The sequence below is a fragment of the Oceanobacillus sp. NCCP-135 genome (assembly GCF_059698015.1).
Map to the genome: position 1 here is coordinate 1 of NZ_BAAKSZ010000012.1, position 16290 is coordinate 16290.

Consider the following 16290-nt stretch of genomic DNA (forward strand, 5'->3'; position numbering starts at 1 on the left):
TCCTCTACTGTAAGTATAACGCATCTGAGAGAGGTTGTCTAGTTTTTTATAAAGTCACGCTGTAGTGTTAGAAAGTACAAGATTTTAGCTGATTATTCATCATTCGTCACAAAATGTTCATTTTTAAGTAACAAAATTACCCTATTTCGGAAGTGCCTCTTTCAATTCATCCGTAGAATTCTTCCACATATCTCCATTGAAATCGACAAGGAAATCCTTCAATAATTTTTTAGACTGCTCATCCATATGCTCGACAATAATTTTGCCTTTTAATGATTTTTCCATATGGGTCACATGCTCTGCCATGGATTTGTATGCACGTTTGATGGAGCGATCGACACGCAGCTCGCTTCCGGCTACCCCTGCATAATATGGCCCATTTTCACCACGTTCCACGTTTACCCATACGATCCAATATAACTTTCCATTTGGAACCTCATCTTTATTGGGCAAATATTTCACACGTCGCTCTATATCACTACGTGCATGCATTGCACCCATATCGACATATGCTGTGTTTTCATTTGGGTCAACAATCACGGGGGACATATTTTCTAAGCTGATGGTTCCTGCCCCATAACCGCCATGTCCGTCAGTAGAATCATCCTTAATTATTGTAAATGCATTACTTTTCTTTTTGTTTGAAGATTGTTCAGAACTCATCTTAGGAAACCCTCCTTCAATTTCTATCTTATTAATTATTGTAGCATAGGGGGTTACATTATTTAACTTATTCGATTTCACACTACTCTCTGAGCGACCTTTTACAATGATAATTTTTTGATAAAATCCCATGCATCAGAAACTTCACCCGGACTGTATTTTTGCTTAGGCTTGGTAATTTGTATTTTTTCTTCCACTTCATGTTTCGGTAAATCATCAAAATAAAGCATTGTCGAAACGAGCTCAAGAAATCTGGAGCTTCTTCCTTTAAGCGTGTCCACTTTATCTGTAAAATCAGGCAGTCCTGTTGAAAATTGATTTAAAAACGCTTCACCTGCTGAAGTAATTGTATAATGATATTGATAATAGTTGCTTTTCTCTTCTTTCACTTCATCAATAAATCCAAGATTACAAAGCTCTTCCACCCGCAATGTTAGTTCCTCTGAATAGGGACCGTAAAAATGAAATTGATATTTTTCCTCAAAGGGGATTTTATTTTTTTGCAGAATATAAATCATCTTTTGCAGCTTTTTACGTCCGGTAACTTCATTGGCCACTGAAAAAAACTGCATTAGCTTTGCATGATTATTCATCATTCTTGATCTCTCCTTGACCATATAATATAGCTTTAATTCTCTGTTTGATAGTTGCATCCTTGATCTCATTCAATGAATCGGCTGGAAAATATAACTTATGGTCTGTACGCTTTTTCCCGGAAATTGATTCTACAATATCCGAATGTCTGGATAGCTCCTTCAGCTCCTTATTTGGCATAAGTAAATGAATCGGCAAACGCTCTTCCTCCTCACCCGGTCGGTAAAAATCATACGGCAAATCGGACGAGGAATCCACAACAAGGTAATATTCCGGATCAATTTCTGCATCCTGAAATAATCGATTCAGCTCCATCCAATCATTCATTTGCAGATTTGGATTAAACTCCACGTATTTAAACAAACGGCGATTCATAAACCGTTCACATAAATCCCTTAAAATGTGGTCATCCTCTTCCTGCCACAGCTGAAAATAATAATGAACAATCGACTCATCTAGTTTTAAATATTCATCCAAAGCTACCTTCCCTTTGAAAAAGGAAATAAAATGTGTGGGCTCAAGTTTAAATGTAAACTCCTCTGTTTCATATAAAAATTTAGCACGATGCAGGATTTTCGAGAGAATGACTTCAGCACTTCTTGTAACAGGATGAAAATATACCTGCCAATACATTTGATAACGACTCATAATATAATCCTCGACTGCATGCATACCAGTGGATTTTATCACTACCTGATCCTCAATTGGCCGCATCACACGTAAAATTCTTTCCATATCAAAATGACCATAGCTTACCCCTGTAAAATAGGCATCGCGCTGCAGATAGTCCATCCGATCGGCATCAATTTGGCTTGAAATTAAACTAACAACTAATTTATCTTTATATGTTTTCGCAATCACATCAGCAACCTTCTGAGCAAAACCTGAAGCAACACGCTCCAATATTTTATTAATATATGTATCCCCTAATATAATTGCTTGAGTAAAATATTCATGATCCAGCTTAAACACCTTTTCAAAGGAATGGGAAAACGGCCCATGCCCCAGGTCATGCAGCAATGCCGAACATAAACATAAAAGCCGCTCATCGTTATTCCAGTGCGGACGATCCTGAAAATTGTAAATAATCCGGCGCACAATTTCATATACCCCTAGTGAGTGATTGAAACGACTATGCTCCGCTCCGTGAAAAGTATAATTTGTTGTCCCGAGCTGCTTGATTCTGCGCAGGCGCTGAAATTCCGGTGTGGCGATTAAATCCCAAATAACCTGATCCTTCACATGGACATATCTATGGACAGGATCTTTGAAAACCTTCTCCTCATTTAATTGTTCATCTTTATATGCCATCTATTTTCTCATCCCGTTTCTTTTCGGTGATTTTAGTTTATTATATAATAGATGGCAATAGGAAAACAGAGATACGAAGGAGTTTAATGATGAAAAGCTGGAAAGACATTATAAGTTATAAGACATTTCGATATATCGATCATTCAAATGAGCAAACGTTTGCCGGTGAAAATTACTCTGCCATAACGTCTTTTGCAATCGATGATGCGCTTGCTTTATCAGTAAGTGATGAGCACTCCCCGCCCGTCATTCGATTATGGGTACATCCAAAGACGATTGTACTCGGCATTCCAGATGCCAAGCTTCCTTATATTGAGGAAGGGGTTCAATTACTTTCTGCAAATGGCTATCATGTTGTTGTACGAAATTCTGGCGGACTTGCTGTTGCATTGGATCATGGTGTGTTAAATATTTCTCTGATTCTACCCGGTGTAAAACATATTTCCATCCATGATTGCTATGAGGCAATGGTTAGTTTTGTACAATATATGCTACAGGATTTAACAAATAACATTGAAGCTTTTGAGATTGTTGGATCCTACTGCCCCGGAGATTATGATTTAAGCATTGATGGAAAAAAATTCGCTGGCATCTCACAACGACGTATTAAAGATGGTGCGGCTATTCAAATCTATTTGGATGTGGAAGGGAATAGTTTTGTGCGTGCTGCTTTAATCAGAAGATTTTATGATATCAGTAAAAAAAATGAACCGACTAAATTTGATTATCCCACGGTTAATCCAGCTGTTATGGGATCCTTATCGGAATTGTTGGATATTAATATGACAGTGGAAGATATGAAAACCAGAGTTTATACTGCGCTGAATGATTTTAGTGATCAGGTAGTGGAGATTGATTTTTCGGCTATAGAGCTTGAAACATTTAGTAAACGTCTTGGGCAGATGAAGAAGCGGAATGAAGTGATTGCGGAAATGCAGTGATTTCTGAGTGAATGCTTGGTTGCTTGTATATTTTCGCTAAGTTTGTGCAGTGGGGAACTGGGCTGGTGATATTTTTTTCCGGGCGATATATTCGCTCTCTGGCTGATATATCTGTTCTCCGGCTGATATAATTGCTCTCCGGACGATAAATCTGTTCTCCGGCTGATATATCCAGCTCTCCAGCTGATATAATTTAAAAAAGCTCGCAACAGAGTAATCCACTCCATTCGCAAGCTCCCGATAAATCTATCACTCAGCCTGAGCCGCAGTTATCAACGCCAATTTATAAACATCATCCGCGCTGCACCCTCGTGATAGATCATTTACTGGTTTGTTCAATCCTTGCAGCACAGGGCCGATTGCTTCAAATCCGCCTAAACGCTGCGCAATTTTATAACCGATATTTCCAGCTTCCAAATTGGGGAAAATAAATACATTCGCGTCACCCTTAAGCACAGAATCTGGGGCCTTTGTCTCTGCAACACTTGGGACAAAGGCTGCATCAAATTGAAATTCCCCATCAATAACTAAGGATGGGTTTTTTTCTTTGGCAATTGCCAGTGCATCAACGACCTTGTCTGTTTCCTCTGATTTTGCAGATCCTTTCGTTGAAAAACTCAACATTGCAACACGTGGATCAACATCGAATAGTTCTGCTGTTATAGCACTCTCAACCGCAATCTCAGCAAGATCCTGGGCATCTGGTGAAATATTGATGGCACAATCGGCAAAAACATATTTTTCATCATCACGAACCATAACAAATACACCGGATGTTTTCTTGATTCCCTCTTTTGTTTTAATAATTTGCAAAGCAGGTCGTACTGTATCAGCAGTTGAGTGTGCTGCACCACTCACCAAACCATCTGCTTGGTTCATATAGACAAGCATTGTTCCAAAATAGTTTTCATCAAGCAATATTTTCATCGCATCCTCTTTCGTTGCCTTCCCTTTTCGACGTTCTACAAATGTTTCAACCATTAAGTTAAATTCCGGGAAATCGCTCGGATCCATTATTTTACAGGAAGAAACATCCACTCCAACTTCCTCCGCTTTCTGTTTAACACTTGCCTTTTCCCCTATTAGGATGGGTGTTATTATACCTGCCGCACCTAATTGGCTTGTCGCAGTTAATACACGTTCGTCCAACCCTTCCGGAAAAACAATTGATTTATTTTGGTTGATTATCTTTTCTTTTAATTGATCAAACAAGTTACTCATTTGCTAATGCCTCCTATTTCCAAAGTATCTCCACATTGACCTACTATTTCATAATAAATCATTTCTTGTCGCAATTAAACTAATCCCATTTAGTTATATGACCAATTTTGACAGGACGATGAACATTCCAGGAAGAGATCCATTTGATTAAATAGCTCACATGTGATTATCTTTCCCTAATTATGATAGACTAAAAACATACGCTAAATACTTTTCTGATTAGAAGGAGAGATAGATGATGGTTGAAGCAGTAGAAACCATGGATGGTTGGTATTCATTACATGATTTACGTACAATTGATTGGACGTCCTGGAAATTAGCTTCTGTTGAAGAACGTGAGGAAGCAATTGCCGGCTTTGAAAAATTACTTGGAAAATGGGATGCTGTTGAGGAAGAAAAGAATGGCAGTCATGTTCTTTATAATGTGGTTGGACAAAAAGCTGATTTAATCTTCATGTTTCTCCGTCCAACAATGGAAGAATTAAATGCTATCGAAACAGCATTAAATAAATCAAAATTAGGGGAATTTTTACTTCCTGCACATTCCTATGTATCTGTTGTTGAGCTTTCCAAATACCGTCCCGCAAAAGATGGGATTGATCCGGAAACTTTACCTGAAACACAAGCACGACTAAAACCAATTCTTCCAAAATGGGAGCATATTTGCTTCTACCCAATGGATCGACGTCGTGAGGGTGAAGAAAATTGGTACACACTAGAAAAGGATGTACGCGGGAAACTTCTTTATGAACACAGTAAAACCGGACGCAAATATGCTGGAAAAGTAAAACAAATTATTACAGGCTCAATTGGACTTGATGATTGGGAATGGGGCGTAACATTGTTTGCCCACGAACCCCTTGAGTTCAAGAAAATCGTTTATGAAATGCGCTTCGATGAAGTAAGCTCCCGCTATGGCGAATTTGGTGAATTTTTCGTTGGAAACCATTTGCCAAATGAAAGTGTAGCAGCATATTTGACAGTTTAAATAGATTTCCATCAGACCTTCTTGTTATTGGCAACGGGAGGTCTTTTTTAATGACATAGACAGCATAACAGGATTAATGTAAAAGGGCTAAATAGTCTCTATGTTCTGTAGCTTTTACGCATAAAACGACGTAGTGCTATTATGATTGTAATTATGTTTACACGGTACGTACTAATTCTTGGGTGCAGTAGGTACATATCGTAAAATGCGCAAGAACCTGTTCTGTGTTAAATTAGGACCAACCAAACCGAACTAGCTAATTAATTGTCATTCTTTCCGGGCTAATATCATACATATAATTAGTGAGCATTGCATCAAGATTTTCAGCAGAAATGAGGAATGTATATGGCTGTTGTAGCACATACAGAAAAAGATATTTCATTACTGGCAAGATTAATGCGTGCTGAAGCTGAGGGCGATGGAGAATTAGGCATGCTAATGGTTGGTAATACTGGTGTGAATCGAGTAATTGCAGATTGCCTGGATTTCACAGATATTCGAAATATTAATGATATGGTTTTTCAAAGCCCTGGAGGATTTGAGGCAACACAAAAAGGATATTTCTATCAACGAGCGCGGGAGATTGATAAACGATTAGCACGCAGAATTATTCAGGGTGAACGTCAGCACCCGGCTACCAATACTTTATGGTTCTTTATGCCAGCAGGAGCCTGTCCGGCGCAATGGTATAACCAGTGGAATGTGGGCAGATATAAATCCCATTGTTTTTATGCACCAACAGCTGCTGACTGCCCCGCAGTTTTTAGATAACTTTTCGTTACGTATTTAAATTACAAGGAGGTTTTTTAATGAGTGAAAAGCAAGAAAGTACAACAAATCAATTTGCAAATCCATACCAAGCTTATCCATACTACTATTACCCACAATCATCCCCAGCTTATTACCCAGTTTATAACACAAGACAGCAATTTCCGCCACAGACTCAGCAAAATCAACAAGCACCTGCAGCCAATAATCAAAGTATGCTTCCAATTCAGGAATCATACATCGAAAACATTTTACGTTTGAACAAAGGAAAGCAGGCTACTGTTTACATGACATTTGAAAATAACGACCAATGGAATGCACAAATCTTTAAAGGGGTGATTGAGGCTGCCGGAAGAGATCATATTATACTAAGTGATACCCAGACAGGCAAAAGATATTTACTATTAATGATCTACCTTGATTACATTACTTTTGATGAAGAAATTAATTATTCCTATCCATATGGTTCCAATACACAAATGTCGATGTATTCGCCAAGATAATTATTAGAAAACTTGGTTGTCACCAGCCTTTAGGTGACAGCCTTAGTTCAACGAAAAATACTTTTCGTCTGCGATGCGAATGCTACGAAGTATTACTTATGCACTTATGCAGTAAGAAAGTATTTTATACTTTCTTAACTGCCTAAAAGGATGACACATACTTCAGGCCGTGTCATCCTTTTCTCACATTATAGTCCAACAGCTAACGAAAAGAGGCGATCCTATGAAACACCCCTATGAAAAATTAATCCGAATGGAACTTTTAACAATTTTTTGTGTCCTTTTATTTGGTGTAATCGCTCTCCTTCAAGGCTATCTGTTATTAATTTTTCTGAGCCTTTATTTGCTGGCAATTGGGCTGTTGTGTAATGCTATGATTGAATGGTACTCACACCAATCAGCTAGCGCCGGAAAACAGGTAATCCGGGCAATTATGATCCTTCTTTTTACTACTTATCTGATGTTTCTGTAACGTATTATAAGTATTTTGCCACAGCAGTACCAAGTAGAACCCAGCCAATCAAAAATGCCACACCGCCAAGTGGTGTAATCATTGCAAACGTTTTGATAGCCGTCGTGGAATAAATATAGAGACTCCCTGAAAACAGAATAATTCCAATAAAGAACATCCAGCCCGCCCAGACAATACTGCCACCACTGACCTTCGCAATAAGCAATCCGGTTACAAGCAGTGCCATCGTGTGAAACATCTGATAGTTAACCGCTTTTTCCCATATGCCTAATGCTTTCTCCGATAGCTTTCCTTCCAATCCATGCGCACCAAACGCACCTAATGCAACTGCCAGAAATCCATTAATAACACCTAATAGTAAAAATAACTTCATTCTTTCCACCTCACCAGTTAAAAGTCAAAAAGTGAATCACCATTTGCTTCATCGTGATTAATAATTGATTTATTATCTTTATTTTGTTTTTGTTTTCCCGGACTTGACTGTGCCCCGGTCATTGCCTTCATTTCTTCAGCTGAAATTTCATTCGCATCAACCGCAGACCCATCTAAAAATAAATCACATAATAAACGCACATGCTCAATATGTTTTATCATTTTCGTTTGATCCGTTGATTTCGCTTTTGCCTGATTTAGCTCACTGATCATTTTTTGTATGATCGTATCATTTGCCACCGCCACCTGCGAACACTCCTTATAGCATTTTAAAGCAATTTTAGTATACCATTAGTTTTGCCTGTTAAAAATTAAAAAAGCCCAAGGCTAGCACTACCATTCTGCAAAAGGAGTGCCGGTCTTGTGAGGCATTGCTCACTACCTAAGTTTTCTCCGAAATAATAAACGTTGCTCTCGCCAGGCTTGTCGCATTTCTGGCGTCTTTAGGTGTTCGAAAACTCATAACCATAATCGTACATGCTGATGTGATTGACTCAACGAAAATGACAGTTGTGATTAACACAAGACATTTTCGATCATTATAGTGTTGTCTAGCCAAAACATCCCGGCGAATAATACCCCGAATGTAGTCACCCATAAAAATCTATATATATTGCGTATCCAAAACAGAAAACCAATCACAAGCACGCTTGTCAGTATAATCAAAATCACAGTGTAGTTTTCTTTATATATGAAGTACAAAAACAACCATGCGATAACACTCGCAAAAGGATACCCCGCAGCACTAGTAAGCAGGCGACCGAGCCAGTAGTCCAAATCTTTTAAATTTGGGTACGGTAAATAATATAACTTTCTTTTTTAAGTATAATTAATCTTATTAAATTTACGATTAATATAATATTTTTACACAACGCTCCAACCTTTATGCAAAAATAATAAAAAAGTATTACATGTTGTGTTTAATAAATATGTTACATAACACGTAATACTAAATGGTATTTCTATTATATTTTATTTATCTTTAACTCTTATACTTAAAAGAAATAGTGACAAATAACATGATTCATGGAACAAACTTATGATTATGTTACAAAGTTCCAAAAGCTAGGAGGTTCGTTAAATTCAACCGTATATAATTTCTCGATTAACTTTAATTTAATTTCCTGCTCTAAATCTTCTCTTTCCTGAAATGAGGTATTCGCTAAACTTTTCTTTATTTTCCAGTTGAATTCATCAATGATTTCCAATAACTCTGAATTCTCTTGTTTTGGCGGTTTAGTCATCTTGCTCAACCCCTGTACAGTATTTATAAATCTTTCTCAGCGCTTTTCTGTGGTGGTTGGATGTGTTCTGGGGGGATAATTTTAGTATTTCGGCAACTTCCTTTAATGGACGATTTTCCAGATAGAGCATTTCGAGTATCCTCAGCTGCTTCGAATTTAATTTCTTTAATGCTTCGGCCAGCTTTTCATCCTCTATATGGTCTAATAAACTGCTACCAAATGTCATAGGTGGACTTTGTTCATCGATGATTAAGTCTTTGGGCAACGCCGTGTTATCCTCTGACAGAGGTTTGTCCAGAACCAACAAATTCCTCTGGTCATCCCTTCTTTTTCTCTTATCGTAATCAATACTAAAAAAGTGAATCAAATTACTGATATATTTGATTTTCTTGACCTTCATATAATGGGCTTGAAACGAACGATCCACTTTTTCCATATTCGTTAGCGTAGGTTCCAAAAACGCTTGTAACACCAGTTGGTAGTTTTCACTGTTCTTTAAAAAACTCTTTATTATTGGGTTCTCTAAGTTTTGTTGATTCCTGCGGAAAAAGTCGTCTATCAACTTTTTCTCTTGCTCTTTATGCATGTATGAATCACCCCTTCGATTTTTTGATCTTTTTGACTTTTTTTACCACATATATTAAAGAGACGCTTCCCTTCTATTATAAACCAAAAGAACCTATGTTCCACATGTATTTTCAAAATCAGTCCATTAGTCCCGCATTATGTAAAAAAACCACCCACTTCCATAGAGTAGATGGTTTTTCTATCAGTTATTTACTAACTCAGCTATTCTTTCAGGATGATACCCAATAATCTCTTTTTCTTTCTTGATATTCTCGTCTCGAAAGATAGTAAATGGAATGGCGTTTACATTATATTCCGCAAGTTCCTTCCTCACATCCGCATCGTTTACATCCTTATTGATGTAAGGATAATTGTTATCATTCAACCACTTTTTCAAATTAACGCAATGATGACATGTATCGCTAGAATATACCGTTAGTTTATAGCTTATACATTTCCCTTTAAAAAAAGAGAGGGAGGTATTCCGAAAATACACCACATCAAAAAATTAATCGTATGGTTTATTTTTACGAGGCGTCATCACTTTACTGATTATATACGACACAGCATGGTGATATAGCCAAGCGGTAAGGCGAAGGTCTGCAAAACCTTTATCCTCGGTTCGAATCCGGGTATCACCTTAAAAATAATATAGAGAATGGAGAGGAGACCGAATGACTTCTGAAACGATACCGATTTGGATCTCATTAGTAGGGAACTTTGGATTCCCAATCGCCATAACCATTTACCTGTTCGTTCGATTTGAACGCAAATTAGATGATTTAGAAGCTGTCATCCAGCATCTATCCGATGTCATTAAAGCGACTGATAAAAATAAATGAGGGGAGCGATAACTATCAAAATAGAGGATATTATGACTTGTTACTGTAAAGCCAGAGAAACCCAAGCATTTTATACGAACTGTCTTACGGACCAGGACCTAACAGATAAAGAGAAAGAATTGTTATACAAACTCATCCAACATGCGAGTTATTCATCTTGTCTGGTGAAAGAATATTGCGAGGTAAAGGCGAAAGAATAACGCCTGGAGAGCCCCAACACACCGAGGTTCTTTTTTTTGTATTAAACGGTTAATAAAAATATAAATTTTTCTCTTTAAGGTGTAACAGGTAAACGCATTTACCTGAAATCATAGCAGGAGGATGATAATATGAGCGAAGCACAAGAATTTCAAAACATGAAAGCGGAAAGTGTGCAGCTGAAAGACCTTCATTGGCTTTCACAGGAAGAAAAAGAAGTAGTCAAAACCACCTTGAAATACCTTAATCTGGAAATCGCTCTAAACACGGAAAGTAAGGCATCAAAGTAAGGCATCGAATACCATCAACATGATTAATCAGACTACAGACGAAGAAGAACCTGCAACGATTACGCTGCAAAATATCCAATTCGATGAAAAAACGCGTTTAGAAGTTATTTCTACGCCTGGTGATCTATCCCTATTTGGTGTAAAGGTCTTTCATTTGGAGGAAGCTGAACCAGGAGAATCCACGCTTCGATTTGTCTCCAATTTAGGAGGCGAAATCATTGCCGATACGAAAGAAGTCTATCAGAATGATGCATTGGATAACCCGGAGCTGATGGAGATTTACAATGATTTATTCAATGTGGAGGAGGACGATGGTAGTATTTCCACTAACGCTTGGTACAGTGGTCTTCCTTGTGTCGGCAGTGGTTGTTGTATCATCAAAGAGCCTCTATACCCTGGTGCATCTCCAACCATCCCAATCATTTATAAATGGTGTGGATCAGGTTGTGGTAGCGGAACGCCGGTCAATAGCGTAGACACTTGCTGCCGAACTCATGATTATTGCTATCAGAGTTTCAGAAGTTACCCGGATCGCTGTTCTTGCGACAGAAATCTAATTAATTGTGTATCCGGAACAGGTTATCGTGCCGCCAGTCTGATTTCTACGGCATTCAGACTTAAAATGGCATACCAAGGATGCTAACTCCACAAAGAACTTCTTCTGTAATAGAAGAAGTTCTTTGTGCTCAACGAAAAACGATACCCCGTACCGCAACTATTATGGCTCCCTAAAACCAAACATACCGATAAATGCAAAAGCTGCGTTGACGACCAAAAAGATAACACAAAAGATAACTATTAGTGTACGGTGCTTACTTCTTGACAGCCATGCAAACACTAAACTTATCAGACCGTAAATAACGGGAAGCAGCAACCCGACAAGCCCCTTTTGGCCAAAGGTAAATAAGAGATACGATTCATAACTAAATTGAATCATAATTGGCGGCAGTATACTTAATATCAAAAAAATTAAAGAAATGCTCAAATAAAGAACCCGCATCACATCACCTATTCCTTTTATCGTGACTTTCATCCAATATATCATAACCCCGTAGATCCGGTAATACATTATGACATTTCCACTATAATATTCGCAGCATGTAGCTGTCCACCCTAAAAACAAAAAAGACCCCTCTTTTAAAGGAATACGTATCGATTCCAATGAAAAGAAGGGTCTAATTAATTCATTTCGCGTTAGAATGAGCAACCGCATCGCTTAAACATGTCGGCTCCTGTAATTGGATAGTGTTCAAATTCTGCAGGACAACCTTGAACGTAACAACAATTTGGGTGCTTGTGACAATAAGGAATCGCCATTGGTTGCACTTTGATGTCCTCTTGTGGCTTATTTGCATCCTTCATTTCTCTCACCCCCATCCTTTCTAAGAGTCACAAACCTGGTATTTCATTAGATAAAGAGATAGTTGAGCGGGAAAATAAACCACATCTTCAAACGGGGCGTGCAATTTAATTAAAATTTTATATATCCGGTGACTGATGAATCAACCACTCTATCGAAACGAGTTCCACCTAAACATGACTAAACTCTCATCCAGACGAGCACTATAGTAGAATAGGTAATACATTGGATGCGTAGAATTTGTCGTAAAGGGGCTTATATCATGGAAAATGGTTTTCATCTGAATCACTATCTCTAAGCATTGAAAAAAGAAGGAAAAAGCAGGGGTCGTTAAAGCAATACGCATCAGACCTCAAGCAATTCATTTCGTGGATGGACGACACCATCAAAAAAGACCTTTTACACATCAATACTACTCATGTGACCGCTTATATTGACCGCCTGACGGAAAAGCAACTTATCGACACGAAGCATACAGGAAATGATTAAAGATGAGGTGAAGCTGGCAGGTCTTCGTAAACTTTCTGCAAAGCATTTACGAAACAGCTGCATTCTGGATCACGTCAAAAGTGGTCAGAATGACAAAGAAATGCAACGGTATTTTCATTTAACACATCCGTTTTCGTTGCATCGTTACAAAGATTTCATTAAACAAGAACGGGGAAAGTATGTATTTAAACACGACTTAATAAAAAAACACAGCCAAATCTGACTGTGTTTTTTGGAATTCGCCCTGTATTCCAACGCTTATTCGGAAAACCCTACTTTATCTCTATTACAATTTTCTGTTGTTTATACAGGGCATTCGTAGTATTCTGTAAGGGAATACACTACAAATTAACGGGGTGGAGATTTAATGAAAAACAACTATAATATTTATAATATTGTCGTGCATGTTGTCAATTTAATCCTATTGGGAGCTATCGGTTTTCTCGCGTTTTTCTCTATGGTGAATATTAGCCCAAACAAAAACTTCACCTCTGGCATGATAGCATTCGTTACTCTTGCTATCCTAACCGTAATGTGGGCAATCAATTACTGGTTCCAAGTCAGGAAAAGAAAATGGTTTCTACCAATAGCCGGAACTGTCCTGTTCGTCGCCATCACTTTGCTTATCCTGGATGTGGGCATACCATTCTTTTACGACGTTTTTATCAGATAAGCCCGCAACCATCCCAAAGAGCTTTAAGTCGGATTCCAGCGCGTATCGTACCATCACCTGGTGCCTTTAAATTCTTCGTACAACTCATGAAATTTTTATGAGCGTCACATGTGGATAGGCGCGGCGGTGGACCTTGGAGTTCCCTGTCATGACCTCGGCAACAACGGTCAAATACATTGATTGGGGACCCTCCACCCGCATTATTATAAGTGCCGCATGAATACCCGCAATGCTCATAGCGCTGACTCTCAAAGTAGCAGCAGGAACCAGATGTCACACAGCTGGCTGGATCATACATAATTTCAGCTAAAATTTCTTCGTGTTCCCCCGCTACTTCTGGAGTTTTTACATAATCCTTATAGACATCTTGTACTTCTTCTACGGGTTGTTCTGAATTAAGTTCTCCATTCACATATTCCTTAACAACAACATTATCATCGTTTTGCACCCAGACTTGTACTACTTCTGCTGTGTCTGTTTGATTTTCCAACTTCGCTTCATATTGTTTTAAGATTACTTGGGCTTTGCTACCAAAGCTCATTAGCTTATTGGTTTCGATTACGGTACCCTTGATTTCTTCATCTGTATGCGTAACCTTCACGATATCTGTCTTTTCCGGTTCGCCCAGATTTAATTCGTTTAAAACGTCTGTAAAAGCAGCTTGCGTAAAAATAGCTTCACATTGTTCTTTCTCGTAACTTGGGATAAAACGAGAAAATTTATTCATTCCAATCACCTCTATTATTATTTTTTACTGATTTTGAGATTTATAATTCATGAGAGCTGTTTTTACTCTCTCATTGAAGCCTGCATATGGCTTATTGTGTATCAATGTTAACGGAACCCTTGTCCTTTCAATTCCATCAACTCATCGAAATACTCAAGGTTAGAGACATCCTTCTCGGTGTAATCAATTTGGTTCTTTTTCAGAAAATCCTTCAACTGGCCGCAATACCCACAATGCGCTTCAACATACACGGTCACGTCATTCATTTCTTTTCCACCTCCCTCATAATTAAAAAGAGCCGTGTGACCCGATATAATCAAAACGAATGTAACAATTTTTACAGCAAGCACCTAGATTAATAGAATACCGGCACATCTTATGTAAAATGCGCCGGTTAGTTGGCTTGGGGTTATCTTAGTTATGGATGACCCCAACACCGATAACTTGGACATCGTCCGTTGATTTCTCAAATCGGAGTCGGTAAGCGGTCCCAGCCATACCAGTCCACTTTACCTCTTTCAATCCATTCCTTGGAAATGAGGCTGTTTTTACGGTAAACCACATACGCTGAACTTGCGCCTGTAATTGAACGACGAAGGTATCTGAACGACCACCTGAATCCATTTCTTGTGAACTCAGCCTTAATGTAATGGTCTGGTCGTGACCCTTGTCATTTAACGTCCTACTCTTTCCCACTAGCGTGTGCTTGAAATCATAAATAAGATTATAGTGTGCCATATTCATTCTCCTTTCTCTCATTATTTTGTTGCATTATAAAAAGAGAAATAGATACGTTAAAATCAAACGCTAATCCAATTTTTTTTGTATTTGGAATAAACGATACTTCTGAAAGGATGGTTCGAAACAAAGAAAAGCCCTGATAGAACAGGGTTTTAGTGATAAATGGGAAGGTAGTTTATGGGTATTTGTGGTATAATAGAGTCAGATATTCATTCGAGTTTCATCTTTTGATGTCGGATAGGGTGGTTGGTGTTATGTCTAAAATAGTTGATAGATTTTCAATACTTGCATCGATATTATATTCATCCGTCATATCTCGCATGGTCTCTATGCTAAATGCATTTTTCATGATAACCATCATTAATTTAATATCCGGTTCGTACGTGGTATAACTTTGATGTCTTGGATCTTTTACTTGTATTAATTTCTTGTTTAAGTCTTTGTAAAAATGATTTTTTACTTTTAGAAACTAGAAATAATATTTTTGGTCTTTTTCCTGTTCTTTTTTCTTTTCTAGTCACCAAATGAAACTCCCCCTAAAATATGTTATATTATCCCATATTTAACATATCTTAGGGGGATTAATATTTGAAATTAGCACGAAGAATTTTTACTCCTCAGAGCTGGTCCAAGGCTACACCAGGACTTTATACTACAACCTTATGTTCTAATATTAGCTCTTCTCCCCAAAAGCCCGATAATTAAAGTTACTACAAATGCACCAATGACTGCAGGCAGTACATAATAGTCACCTACTGTAGGGCCAAGCTCCCGTATCAGTATATCACCGATCCATGCTCCTAATAAACCAGCTATAATGGCGCCAAACCAGCCACCTGCGATTTTAAAGCCAAATAGTGCTGCGACAATTAACCCGACTATGATTGCCACAATTATATACAGTAAAAACTGCATCATATGCGCTTCCTCCCTCTACACATTAGAATACTCGCAGATCTCCCCTGAGCTTTCCGCCTCATAGCGTTCATACATCCATTGCAAAAATTCCACTTCATTTTTGTGCAATTGTCTGCCAAGCTTTTTTTCTGTCTCTTTACATATCTGCAATAAGCTCTTCATAACGCCAAGATACCCCCTAAACGTGTATTCCTCGAGTTTTATGTTTCTATTGTAACGTGGTTTGTCCAGAGAATCAATAAAAATGTTGTAAATAACCAGAATTTACAGAAAACTACTTTTCCTGACAATGGTTTCCTATTTATTACGACATTATTTAATATTATTTTGTACTAAAAAGCATTATAT

30 protein-coding genes and 1 tRNA gene are annotated in these 16290 nt (G+C 38.0%); 12 read left to right on the plus strand and 19 right to left on the minus strand.

The genetic code is table 11. From position 1 onward, the window contains the following. Window positions 1–141: 141 nt before the first annotated feature. The 3 genes from AC6HVZ_RS10010 to AC6HVZ_RS10020 all read right to left on the minus strand — a co-directional run bounded on the left by AC6HVZ_RS10010 (window position 142) and on the right by AC6HVZ_RS10020 (window position 2568). Complete coding sequence (locus AC6HVZ_RS10010; protein WP_497558015.1) at window positions 142–663, minus strand: YwhD family protein; 522 nt, start codon at window positions 661–663, stop codon at window positions 142–144. A gap of 101 nt (window positions 664–764) precedes the next feature. Then, window positions 765–1259, minus strand: a complete 495-nt coding sequence (locus tag AC6HVZ_RS10015; RefSeq protein ID WP_497558016.1) for a YwgA family protein — start codon at window positions 1257–1259, stop codon at window positions 765–767. After that, window positions 1249–2568 carry an HD domain-containing protein gene (locus AC6HVZ_RS10020; protein ID WP_497558017.1) on the minus strand — a complete coding sequence of 440 codons (1320 nt, stop codon included), beginning with the start codon at window positions 2566–2568 and terminating at the stop codon, window positions 1249–1251. Before AC6HVZ_RS10020 ends, AC6HVZ_RS10015 begins: the two co-directional genes overlap by 11 nt. Window positions 2569–2657: 89 nt before the next feature. Here AC6HVZ_RS10020 and AC6HVZ_RS10025 point away from each other — a divergent pair, with 89 nt between their 5' ends. After that, window positions 2658–3509 carry a lipoate--protein ligase family protein gene (locus tag AC6HVZ_RS10025; protein WP_497558018.1) on the plus strand — a complete coding sequence of 284 codons (852 nt, stop codon included), beginning with the start codon at window positions 2658–2660 and terminating at the stop codon, window positions 3507–3509. A 36-nt stretch (window positions 3510–3545) separates the two neighbouring features. Here the strand turns inward: AC6HVZ_RS10025 and AC6HVZ_RS10030 are convergent, their stop codons facing one another. Together AC6HVZ_RS10030 and pta are read right to left on the minus strand one after the other, a co-directional pair. Beyond that, window positions 3546–3731: a hypothetical protein gene (locus AC6HVZ_RS10030; RefSeq protein WP_497558019.1), complete on the minus strand. Its 186-nt coding sequence runs from the start codon at window positions 3729–3731 to the stop codon at window positions 3546–3548. A 27-nt stretch (window positions 3732–3758) separates the two neighbouring features. Continuing rightward, window positions 3759–4730, minus strand: a complete 972-nt coding sequence (gene pta, locus AC6HVZ_RS10035) for a phosphate acetyltransferase (protein ID WP_497558020.1) — start codon at window positions 4728–4730, stop codon at window positions 3759–3761. Window positions 4731–4968: 238 nt separating this feature from the next. On the opposite strand from pta, the gene hemQ reads away from it, so the two are divergent. The 4 genes from hemQ (at window position 4969) to AC6HVZ_RS10055 (ending at window position 7461) form a co-directional block, all read left to right on the plus strand. Beyond that, complete coding sequence (gene hemQ, locus AC6HVZ_RS10040; RefSeq protein ID WP_497558021.1) at window positions 4969–5718, plus strand: hydrogen peroxide-dependent heme synthase; 750 nt, start codon at window positions 4969–4971, stop codon at window positions 5716–5718. 345 nt (window positions 5719–6063) lie between these two features. Further along, window positions 6064–6489, plus strand: coding sequence for a cell wall hydrolase (locus AC6HVZ_RS10045; RefSeq protein WP_497558022.1), 426 nt, complete (start codon window positions 6064–6066; stop codon window positions 6487–6489). A gap of 38 nt (window positions 6490–6527) precedes the next feature. Beyond that, window positions 6528–6989, plus strand: a complete 462-nt coding sequence (gene gerQ, locus AC6HVZ_RS10050; RefSeq protein ID WP_497558023.1) for a spore coat protein GerQ — start codon at window positions 6528–6530, stop codon at window positions 6987–6989. Window positions 6990–7212: 223 nt separating this feature from the next. Further along, window positions 7213–7461, plus strand: a complete 249-nt coding sequence (locus tag AC6HVZ_RS10055; RefSeq protein ID WP_497558024.1) for a hypothetical protein — start codon at window positions 7213–7215, stop codon at window positions 7459–7461. 4 nt (window positions 7462–7465) lie between these two features. Here the strand turns inward: AC6HVZ_RS10055 and AC6HVZ_RS10060 are convergent, their stop codons facing one another. The 7 genes from AC6HVZ_RS10060 to AC6HVZ_RS10090 form a co-directional block, all read right to left on the minus strand. Then, entirely contained in the window at window positions 7466–7834 is a 369-nt protein-coding gene (locus AC6HVZ_RS10060; protein ID WP_497558025.1) for a DUF423 domain-containing protein, read from the minus strand. 17 nt (window positions 7835–7851) lie between these two features. Further along, complete coding sequence (locus AC6HVZ_RS10065) at window positions 7852–8139, minus strand: YwdI family protein (RefSeq protein WP_497558026.1); 288 nt, start codon at window positions 8137–8139, stop codon at window positions 7852–7854. A gap of 136 nt (window positions 8140–8275) precedes the next feature. After that, on the minus strand, window positions 8276–8491 hold the full coding sequence (locus tag AC6HVZ_RS10070) for a hypothetical protein (protein ID WP_497558122.1): 216 nt from the start codon (window positions 8489–8491) through the stop codon (window positions 8276–8278). Beyond that, window positions 8410–8670, minus strand: coding sequence for a M50 family metallopeptidase (locus tag AC6HVZ_RS10075; protein WP_497558027.1), 261 nt, complete (start codon window positions 8668–8670; stop codon window positions 8410–8412). The genes AC6HVZ_RS10070 and AC6HVZ_RS10075 overlap by 82 nt, the downstream gene beginning before the upstream one ends. 266 nt (window positions 8671–8936) lie before the next feature. Beyond that, entirely contained in the window at window positions 8937–9137 is a 201-nt protein-coding gene (locus AC6HVZ_RS10080) for a hypothetical protein (protein WP_497558028.1), read from the minus strand. Further along, window positions 9130–9723, minus strand: coding sequence for a sigma-70 family RNA polymerase sigma factor (locus tag AC6HVZ_RS10085; RefSeq protein ID WP_497558029.1), 594 nt, complete (start codon window positions 9721–9723; stop codon window positions 9130–9132). The genes AC6HVZ_RS10080 and AC6HVZ_RS10085 overlap by 8 nt, the downstream gene beginning before the upstream one ends. 183 nt (window positions 9724–9906) lie before the next feature. Beyond that, complete coding sequence (locus tag AC6HVZ_RS10090) at window positions 9907–10203, minus strand: glutaredoxin family protein (protein ID WP_497558030.1); 297 nt, start codon at window positions 10201–10203, stop codon at window positions 9907–9909. A gap of 71 nt (window positions 10204–10274) precedes the next feature. Here AC6HVZ_RS10090 and AC6HVZ_RS10095 point away from each other — a divergent pair. The 4 genes from AC6HVZ_RS10095 to AC6HVZ_RS10110 all read left to right on the plus strand — a co-directional run bounded on the left by AC6HVZ_RS10095 (window position 10275) and on the right by AC6HVZ_RS10110 (window position 11677). Beyond that, window positions 10275–10345, plus strand: a tRNA-Cys gene (locus AC6HVZ_RS10095). A 33-nt stretch (window positions 10346–10378) separates the two neighbouring features. Then, on the plus strand, window positions 10379–10546 hold the full coding sequence (locus tag AC6HVZ_RS10100) for a YvrJ family protein (protein WP_497558031.1): 168 nt from the start codon (window positions 10379–10381) through the stop codon (window positions 10544–10546). A gap of 329 nt (window positions 10547–10875) precedes the next feature. After that, a complete protein-coding gene (locus AC6HVZ_RS10105; protein ID WP_497558032.1) occupies window positions 10876–11034 on the plus strand; it encodes a hypothetical protein in 159 nt (52 codons plus the stop codon). Between the two features lie 19 nt (window positions 11035–11053). Beyond that, window positions 11054–11677 carry a phospholipase A2 family protein gene (locus AC6HVZ_RS10110; protein WP_497558033.1) on the plus strand — a complete coding sequence of 208 codons (624 nt, stop codon included), beginning with the start codon at window positions 11054–11056 and terminating at the stop codon, window positions 11675–11677. A 75-nt stretch (window positions 11678–11752) separates the two neighbouring features. Here AC6HVZ_RS10110 and AC6HVZ_RS10115 read toward each other — a convergent pair whose 3' ends face one another. Beyond that, window positions 11753–12079, minus strand: a complete 327-nt coding sequence (locus AC6HVZ_RS10115; RefSeq protein ID WP_497558034.1) for a hypothetical protein — start codon at window positions 12077–12079, stop codon at window positions 11753–11755. A gap of 615 nt (window positions 12080–12694) precedes the next feature. On the opposite strand from AC6HVZ_RS10115, the gene AC6HVZ_RS10120 reads away from it, so the two are divergent. From AC6HVZ_RS10120 to AC6HVZ_RS10130, 3 genes are all read left to right on the plus strand, one after another. Beyond that, window positions 12695–12883 carry a site-specific integrase gene (locus tag AC6HVZ_RS10120; RefSeq protein ID WP_497558117.1) on the plus strand — a complete coding sequence of 63 codons (189 nt, stop codon included), beginning with the start codon at window positions 12695–12697 and terminating at the stop codon, window positions 12881–12883. Next, entirely contained in the window at window positions 12876–13106 is a 231-nt protein-coding gene (locus AC6HVZ_RS10125; protein ID WP_497558035.1) for a hypothetical protein, read from the plus strand. The genes AC6HVZ_RS10120 and AC6HVZ_RS10125 overlap by 8 nt, the downstream gene beginning before the upstream one ends. A gap of 144 nt (window positions 13107–13250) precedes the next feature. Continuing rightward, window positions 13251–13556 carry a hypothetical protein gene (locus AC6HVZ_RS10130; RefSeq protein ID WP_497558036.1) on the plus strand — a complete coding sequence of 102 codons (306 nt, stop codon included), beginning with the start codon at window positions 13251–13253 and terminating at the stop codon, window positions 13554–13556. Here AC6HVZ_RS10130 and AC6HVZ_RS10135 read toward each other — a convergent pair. The 6 genes from AC6HVZ_RS10135 to AC6HVZ_RS10160 all read right to left on the minus strand — a co-directional run bounded on the left by AC6HVZ_RS10135 (window position 13549) and on the right by AC6HVZ_RS10160 (window position 16104). Then, a complete protein-coding gene (locus tag AC6HVZ_RS10135; RefSeq protein ID WP_497558037.1) occupies window positions 13549–14283 on the minus strand; it encodes a hypothetical protein in 735 nt (244 codons plus the stop codon). The genes AC6HVZ_RS10130 and AC6HVZ_RS10135 overlap by 8 nt on opposite strands. Window positions 14284–14390: 107 nt before the next feature. Beyond that, window positions 14391–14549, minus strand: a complete 159-nt coding sequence (locus AC6HVZ_RS10140) for a glutaredoxin family protein (RefSeq protein WP_497558038.1) — start codon at window positions 14547–14549, stop codon at window positions 14391–14393. A gap of 148 nt (window positions 14550–14697) precedes the next feature. After that, window positions 14698–14979 (minus strand): hypothetical protein, encoded by a 282-nt coding sequence (locus AC6HVZ_RS10145; RefSeq protein WP_497558039.1) that lies wholly within the window; start codon window positions 14977–14979, stop codon window positions 14698–14700. Between the two features lie 265 nt (window positions 14980–15244). Further along, window positions 15245–15385, minus strand: coding sequence for a hypothetical protein (locus AC6HVZ_RS10150; RefSeq protein ID WP_497558040.1), 141 nt, complete (start codon window positions 15383–15385; stop codon window positions 15245–15247). A gap of 299 nt (window positions 15386–15684) precedes the next feature. Next, window positions 15685–15942, minus strand: coding sequence for a GlsB/YeaQ/YmgE family stress response membrane protein (locus tag AC6HVZ_RS10155; RefSeq protein ID WP_497558041.1), 258 nt, complete (start codon window positions 15940–15942; stop codon window positions 15685–15687). 15 nt (window positions 15943–15957) lie between these two features. Continuing rightward, the gene (locus AC6HVZ_RS10160) at window positions 15958–16104 is read right to left on the minus strand and encodes a hypothetical protein (protein ID WP_497558042.1); all 147 of its coding nucleotides are present in this window, start codon (window positions 16102–16104) and stop codon (window positions 15958–15960) included. Window positions 16105–16290: the final 186 nt, after the last annotated feature.

Coding starts and splice junctions, on each gene's coding strand:
- AC6HVZ_RS10105 (WP_497558032.1), top strand. CDS start 10,876: ATGAGCGAAGCACAAGAATTTCAAAACATGAAAGCGGAAAGTGTGCAG.
- AC6HVZ_RS10055 (WP_497558024.1), top strand. CDS start 7,213: ATGAAACACCCCTATGAAAAATTAATCCGAATGGAACTTTTAACAATT.
- AC6HVZ_RS10015 (WP_497558016.1), bottom strand. CDS start 1,259: ATGATGAATAATCATGCAAAGCTAATGCAGTTTTTTTCAGTGGCCAAT.
- gerQ (WP_497558023.1), top strand. CDS start 6,528: ATGAGTGAAAAGCAAGAAAGTACAACAAATCAATTTGCAAATCCATAC.
- AC6HVZ_RS10085 (WP_497558029.1), bottom strand. CDS start 9,723: ATGCATAAAGAGCAAGAGAAAAAGTTGATAGACGACTTTTTCCGCAGG.
- hemQ (WP_497558021.1), top strand. CDS start 4,969: ATGGTTGAAGCAGTAGAAACCATGGATGGTTGGTATTCATTACATGAT.
- AC6HVZ_RS10020 (WP_497558017.1), bottom strand. CDS start 2,568: ATGGCATATAAAGATGAACAATTAAATGAGGAGAAGGTTTTCAAAGAT.
- AC6HVZ_RS10080 (WP_497558028.1), bottom strand. CDS start 9,137: ATGACTAAACCGCCAAAACAAGAGAATTCAGAGTTATTGGAAATCATT.
- AC6HVZ_RS10060 (WP_497558025.1), bottom strand. CDS start 7,834: ATGAAGTTATTTTTACTATTAGGTGTTATTAATGGATTTCTGGCAGTT.
- AC6HVZ_RS10125 (WP_497558035.1), top strand. CDS start 12,876: ATGATTAAAGATGAGGTGAAGCTGGCAGGTCTTCGTAAACTTTCTGCA.
- pta (WP_497558020.1), bottom strand. CDS start 4,730: ATGAGTAACTTGTTTGATCAATTAAAAGAAAAGATAATCAACCAAAAT.
- AC6HVZ_RS10010 (WP_497558015.1), bottom strand. CDS start 663: ATGAGTTCTGAACAATCTTCAAACAAAAAGAAAAGTAATGCATTTACA.
- AC6HVZ_RS10115 (WP_497558034.1), bottom strand. CDS start 12,079: ATGATATATTGGATGAAAGTCACGATAAAAGGAATAGGTGATGTGATG.
- AC6HVZ_RS10130 (WP_497558036.1), top strand. CDS start 13,251: ATGAAAAACAACTATAATATTTATAATATTGTCGTGCATGTTGTCAAT.
- AC6HVZ_RS10135 (WP_497558037.1), bottom strand. CDS start 14,283: ATGAATAAATTTTCTCGTTTTATCCCAAGTTACGAGAAAGAACAATGT.
- AC6HVZ_RS10160 (WP_497558042.1), bottom strand. CDS start 16,104: ATGAAGAGCTTATTGCAGATATGTAAAGAGACAGAAAAAAAGCTTGGC.
- AC6HVZ_RS10100 (WP_497558031.1), top strand. CDS start 10,379: ATGACTTCTGAAACGATACCGATTTGGATCTCATTAGTAGGGAACTTT.
- AC6HVZ_RS10025 (WP_497558018.1), top strand. CDS start 2,658: ATGAAAAGCTGGAAAGACATTATAAGTTATAAGACATTTCGATATATC.
- AC6HVZ_RS10155 (WP_497558041.1), bottom strand. CDS start 15,942: ATGATGCAGTTTTTACTGTATATAATTGTGGCAATCATAGTCGGGTTA.
- AC6HVZ_RS10110 (WP_497558033.1), top strand. CDS start 11,054: ATGATTAATCAGACTACAGACGAAGAAGAACCTGCAACGATTACGCTG.
- AC6HVZ_RS10140 (WP_497558038.1), bottom strand. CDS start 14,549: ATGAATGACGTGACCGTGTATGTTGAAGCGCATTGTGGGTATTGCGGC.
- AC6HVZ_RS10070 (WP_497558122.1), bottom strand. CDS start 8,491: ATGGGTGACTACATTCGGGGTATTATTCGCCGGGATGTTTTGGCTAGA.
- AC6HVZ_RS10150 (WP_497558040.1), bottom strand. CDS start 15,385: ATGATGGTTATCATGAAAAATGCATTTAGCATAGAGACCATGCGAGAT.
- AC6HVZ_RS10045 (WP_497558022.1), top strand. CDS start 6,064: ATGGCTGTTGTAGCACATACAGAAAAAGATATTTCATTACTGGCAAGA.